Raw genomic sequence first — 5,063 nt, 5'->3', positions numbered from 1 at the left:
GTCGTTACCGATTACTTGTGCGCTTACCATGGCTGCGGCTTCTGGTATTACCGGATTTACCTTGCCAGGCATAATAGACGAGCCCGGTTGAAGTGCTTCTAGCTCTATTTCGCCTAAGCCCGCAAGTGGTCCTGAGTTCATCCAGCGTAGGTCGTTCGCTATTTTCATTTGTGCTACAGCGAGTACTTTTAATTGCCCCGAAAGCGCTACTATGGCGTCTTGTGAGCCGATGTTATAAAAAAAGTTACTACTAGGCGTAAATCTAATGCCTACATTGGCACTCAGGTTTTCTGCAAATTTGGCTGCAAACTTAGGGTCTGCATTTATTCCTGTTCCAACAGCTGTACCGCCTTGTGCCAGTTCGCATACACGCTCTAAGCTATGTCTAATTCCTGCTGCGGCATGGTTAACTTGTGACTGCCATGCACTTAGTGTTTGATCAAATGTAACAGGCATTGCATCCATTAAATGCGTACGGCCCGTTTTAACTATATGGCCTACTTCAGCTTTTTTCTTTTCTAGGCTTTGCGATAAGTTTTCAAGCGAAGGAAGTAATTCATACACTACATTTATTGCGCTACTGAGTGCGATAGCAGTAGGGACTACATCGTTAGAACTTTGCCCCATGTTTACATCATCATTAGGGTGAATGCTTTCACTGCCTAATCGGCTAGCAAGCGTTGCAATAACTTCGTTGGCATTCATATTTGAGCTTGTGCCCGAACCGGTTTGAAAAATATCAACGGGGAAATGCTCAACATGCTCGCCATCAATAATACTTTGACAAGCTTGCTCAATAGCATTTGCTTTGTCTTTACTTAAATGGCCAAGCTCGCAGTTACTTTGCGCAGCAGCTTGTTTTATATAAGCCAGTGCAGTGATAAATTGCTTTGGCATAGATAAGCCACTAATGGCAAAGTTATTAACTGCTCGTTGTGTTTGCGCCTGATAGAGCGCATCAGTAGGTACTTGTAGCTCGCCCATGCTGTCTGATTCTGTTCTAAAGTTGCTCATAAGTGTGCTCCTTAAAAAGGGTTGAATTCGTGACTAAGAATACGAGCTTCACGCTCAAGTATTAAAAATTGTGCAGTATTGTTATGCACCTTATAAAACCGTTTTAATGCTAATAATGGCTTGTATAGCTGCTCTAAACATTGTTTACGAATAGCATTATGTATAAGAGGGTCGCACATTTTGTTCATAATTTCATGGTGTGTGCGCCTAAGATAAAACTCTTGAAGCAAGGGATTATGTTGTTGCTCAAATTTTTTGGCGACGTTAAGGGCGGTTTCTATGTAATCGGCAACGAGCATGGGGGCATGCAGGCCAGGTCTTAAGCAATGACAAGAGAGTTCTTGATGGTAGCGATGCTGGGCATAATTTGAAGACATAAAAAACCGACTCAAGTTAACGATAATAGTTATCATTACATTTAATCGGTTTCAGTGTAAACAGTTATTATAAAAATTATTTGCGTTACTAATTTGAGTATTAATTGTAGCCAAGAATAAATATCTGATCTGTTTCATGTTTGCTCATCGCCTGTTGATTATGTTTAGGGTGCGAAAGTAAATCGATTACTGTAGCTCTCATATCAACGGCGTAACTATGATCGTCGGTGGTTTTTTCGGTTATAGCAATGGCCGCGTCTACAGCGGTATAAGGGGGTATATGCATAATTTTATCCTTTGAAATTTAATATAAGTTAAACCCTTTAGTGGGTTAACAATATAAAAGCATATTACGTACCAACCATAATGAGCCAGCTCAACCATATGATAGTTATAGTATTTAAAAATTACCTTTTTTTCATCACGACAAAATAAGCTAAATTTGCTTTACTGTTGTGCATTAATCTACAATTTTGGTGCACAGTAATGACAAAGCCATTTTCACAAGCCTGTGAAAACAATAAAACCCCTATTTTAGAGCAATTAAAGGACGTATTAAAAAATACTAAAACAGTCCTCGAAGTCGGATCAGGAACCGGCCAGCATAGTGTGTTTTTTGCAGAGCAATTACCGCATTTACAATGGCATACAAGTGATCGCGCTATAAACCACGAAGGGATTAATTTATGGCACCGCGAAGCTAATTTAACTAATTTACATGCACCACTTGAGCTTGATTTAAATAATGAATGGCCTGTAGATAAGGTTGACGCTATTTATACTGCAAACACATTTCATATTGTAAGTTGGCAATTAGTTGAACGTTTTTTTGACGGTGTTAAACGTCACTTAAATAGCGACGGTATGTTGTGTATTTATGGGCCATTCAAATACCAATGTGAATTTACCAGCCCAAGTAATGATGACTTTAGTGCCTTTTTAACAGAGCGCGATCCGTTAAGTGGAATAAGAGATTTTGAAGCAGTTGAACAACTAGCTAAGCAAGCAGGGCTTACGCTTATTAGCGATACTGCCATGCCTGCAAATAATCAGTTACTCGTTTTTAAACGGCAGTAATGAGCTACATTGCTCTTTATATATATCAATATGGCCGCGTTCACGCTTTAAGTAGTCGCTTATTGCATTACTGAAATCGCTATCAACAATATGGTGAGCAGAGTAGGTAAGTACGGGTTCAAATCCGCGTGCTATTTTGTGCTCACCTTGTGCTCCCGAATGAAAGCAGCTGAGTTTATGCTTTATTGCAAACTCAATACCTTGGTAATAGCACAGCTCAAAGTGAAGCGAATCTACTTCTTCACTTGCTCCCCAGTAGCGCCCATAAAGTGTATTCTCACCTACTAAACTAAGTGTTGCAGCAATCACGTTGTCGTCTTTTTTGGCCAGCATAATAACGAGGTTATTAGCCATTAATGCATGTAAAAGCGTAAAAAACTCCATATTTAAATAGCCCAAATGACCAGATCGCTTTAAGTAGGTACGCTGATAAAACTCATAAAACAATTGCATTATCTCGGGCGTAATTTGCGTTCCTTGCAGCCATTCAATATCAATATTTTGTTGCGCTATTTTAGCTCGCTCTTTTTTAAGTGACTTACGTTTTCGTGAGTTAAGTATTTGCAAAAAATCGTCAAAGGTTTCAAAACCTTTATTAAACCACTGAAATTGCACACCCACTCTTAGCATGGCATGTTGCTCAGTTAATGATGTTGCTTGGGCTTGGTCGCAAAAATTAACATGCCACCCCGACCACCTTTGCTCAGCACTGTGTATATTAAGTTGCTCTGTAATGTACTGATACACCGCATTTGGGTTAGCGTGCTCGATAGCAATACGCTTGCCTTCAATAGGGCTAAAGGGAATGCCAGATAGCCACTTGGGATAATATTCTAAACCGTGTTTTTCGTATGCCTCAGCCCATGCCCAGTCAAATACGTACTCGCCGTATGAATGACTTTTTAAATACCCAGGTGCAAGCGCAATGAGCGTATCATCTTCAAAAATAGCGAGGTGATGGGGCTGCCAACCGCTTTTTTGTGTTACGCATTGGCTTTGCTCAAGGGCATATAAAAAAGCATGTTGAGTAAATGGTTCATCACCAAATAAACGTTGCCACTGCGCCTGATCAATCTCATTAATACTGCTAAACCATTGGTGCGAAAACGTTCCCATGACTACTTACCTTGTAGTTGTTCTAAGCTGTTCTACGTTTTTAATAAACGTACTAATTTGCTTTTTAAGCTCGGTAAAATGAGGATTATAAGTTAAGCGTTGTAAAGCCGGATAGTGTTTTAAGTTGGCGCTTGTACGCTCTCCTAGTTGTGGATTTTTTGTTGTTTTACATGTTTTGTACAGGGACTCGTCGTTAATAAAGCTGCCACAATTACGATAGGTTGCGTTAATCCCATAATGTGGATTTTGCGGTGAGTTAACAATAGCAATATGCGACATACCATGAACTTTTTTACACTGAGGCGATGTGCATTGCGGGTTATTTACTGTGTAGTCACTAGCAAAGTCTGGCGGTAAAATATCAGTGCTTCCATAAAGTACTAAAGTATCGAGCGGCTTATATTTTACTGAATTATCTTTGTGTAACGCACTTAATAATTTTAGCGTGGCACGCGTATCTATCGTGGTATCAATATCGCTAAGTACACTAAAAATAGGTAATTTAAGTGCAGAGCGTTTGTTTAAGCTACTTACGCTTGCAAGTGACATAGCATAGTACGACGCGGCAGCTGCATTTAAAGGAAATGATTCATACTTAGCAAAGTCTACATCGGCGTCTTTATCTATCCAATTAACAAAGGGTATGGCATCAATCCTTTTTGCTATCCAGCCGTACTTATTATGTGGCTCGGAGCCTGGCGAATAAAGCATAAGCGCTTTAATTTTGGGTGAAACTGTGTACTTGGTTGCGTAATCAATAAGTAACGCTGCACCGGTAGAGTAACCTGCGAGTATCACCTCATCAAAGTCTTGCACCGAGCGTTTAATACCGTATTTTATTGCCTGTTGCCATTGGCTAACCTCTACATTGAGTAATGCACTTGCGGCGCTTCCATGTCCTGGTAATAAAATAGTACGCACAGTATAGCCTTGTTGATAATACACTTGTGCTAAATCGTGATACGTAAAGGGTGAGTCAGTTAGCCCGTGAACTAATAGTGCAACTTTATTGCTGTTTGGATGCGTAAGCTCAAAAGGGGCAATAATATCTGCAATAGTAGGGTCAGGTTTTCGCGTACCTTGTGTTACTAATTGCTGGTACGTTTGTGTAATAACAGGGCATGGCATATCTGCACGTGGATTGGTTTTATTTATATGTTTATATGCAAAATCTAAGTAATCGTTAAATGGTAAAAGGGCGTGGTAATTAAAGCGCTGGTGGTTGTGCTCTTTTTCAAAGCGTAATAAGCCTTGTTGCTTACTTTTTGTTATAAATTTAAAGTCGCTTGCCTGCGATATACAGTTTTGAGCGACGGTAATATGCGAAAAAATACTTAAAACAAAACCAAAAGCTACTCTTAAAACTATTCTTAAAATTAAATCACTATTATTCATTAACTACTGCATATTGGACAAGACACTCGGTTAGCTTAATGAGTTCAAGCGGTTTTGCAAGATGTTGGTTAAATCCAACGGCTT

The 5,063-nt window shown here is 39.6% G+C and carries 6 protein-coding genes; 1 reads left to right on the top strand and 5 read right to left on the bottom strand.

The features are described 5' to 3' along the window. From L652_RS1000000125610 to L652_RS1000000125620, 3 genes are all read right to left on the bottom strand, one after another. The coding region (locus L652_RS1000000125610; protein ID WP_024603426.1) for a class II fumarate hydratase at positions 1 to 1,014 on the bottom strand (1,014 nt) is incomplete at its 3' end. Positions 1,015 to 1,025: 11 nt separating this feature from the next. Next, positions 1,026 to 1,391 (bottom strand): hypothetical protein, encoded by a 366-nt coding sequence (locus tag L652_RS1000000125615; protein ID WP_223231703.1) that lies wholly within the window; start codon positions 1,389 to 1,391, stop codon positions 1,026 to 1,028. Between the two features lie 100 nt (positions 1,392 to 1,491). Next, positions 1,492 to 1,677 (bottom strand): hypothetical protein, encoded by a 186-nt coding sequence (locus tag L652_RS1000000125620; RefSeq protein WP_024596419.1) that lies wholly within the window; start codon positions 1,675 to 1,677, stop codon positions 1,492 to 1,494. A gap of 200 nt (positions 1,678 to 1,877) precedes the next feature. Between L652_RS1000000125620 and L652_RS1000000125625 the strand changes: the two genes are divergently transcribed. After that, complete coding sequence (locus L652_RS1000000125625) at positions 1,878 to 2,468, top strand: DUF938 domain-containing protein (RefSeq protein WP_024596418.1); 591 nt, start codon at positions 1,878 to 1,880, stop codon at positions 2,466 to 2,468. On the opposite strand, the gene L652_RS1000000125630 is transcribed toward L652_RS1000000125625, so the two are convergent. Then, on the bottom strand, positions 2,445 to 3,584 hold the full coding sequence (locus L652_RS1000000125630) for a GNAT family N-acetyltransferase (RefSeq protein ID WP_024596417.1): 1,140 nt from the start codon (positions 3,582 to 3,584) through the stop codon (positions 2,445 to 2,447). The two genes, L652_RS1000000125625 and L652_RS1000000125630, sit on opposite strands and share 24 nt — an antisense overlap. Before the next feature lie 6 nt (positions 3,585 to 3,590). Next, complete coding sequence (locus L652_RS1000000125635) at positions 3,591 to 4,979, bottom strand: alpha/beta fold hydrolase (RefSeq protein WP_024596416.1); 1,389 nt, start codon at positions 4,977 to 4,979, stop codon at positions 3,591 to 3,593. Positions 4,980 to 5,063 lie beyond the last annotated feature (84 nt).

The organism is Pseudoalteromonas sp. TB25 (genome assembly GCF_000497995.1).
GTDB classification, from domain to species: domain Bacteria; phylum Pseudomonadota; class Gammaproteobacteria; order Enterobacterales; family Alteromonadaceae; genus Pseudoalteromonas; species Pseudoalteromonas distincta.
Note: the sequence above shows the minus strand (reverse complement) of the source record. Positions and strands in the feature narration are given on the sequence as shown.

Bases quoted from the DNA above. Each gene is read 5' to 3' on its own strand.
- L652_RS1000000125615 (WP_223231703.1), bottom strand. From the start codon at position 1,391: ATGTCTTCAAATTATGCCCAGCATCGCTACCATCAAGAACTCTCTTGT.
- L652_RS1000000125620 (WP_024596419.1), bottom strand. From the start codon at position 1,677: ATGCATATACCCCCTTATACCGCTGTAGACGCGGCCATTGCTATAACC.
- L652_RS1000000125625 (WP_024596418.1), top strand. From the start codon at position 1,878: ATGACAAAGCCATTTTCACAAGCCTGTGAAAACAATAAAACCCCTATT.
- L652_RS1000000125630 (WP_024596417.1), bottom strand. From the start codon at position 3,584: ATGGGAACGTTTTCGCACCAATGGTTTAGCAGTATTAATGAGATTGAT.
- L652_RS1000000125635 (WP_024596416.1), bottom strand. From the start codon at position 4,979: ATGAATAATAGTGATTTAATTTTAAGAATAGTTTTAAGAGTAGCTTTT.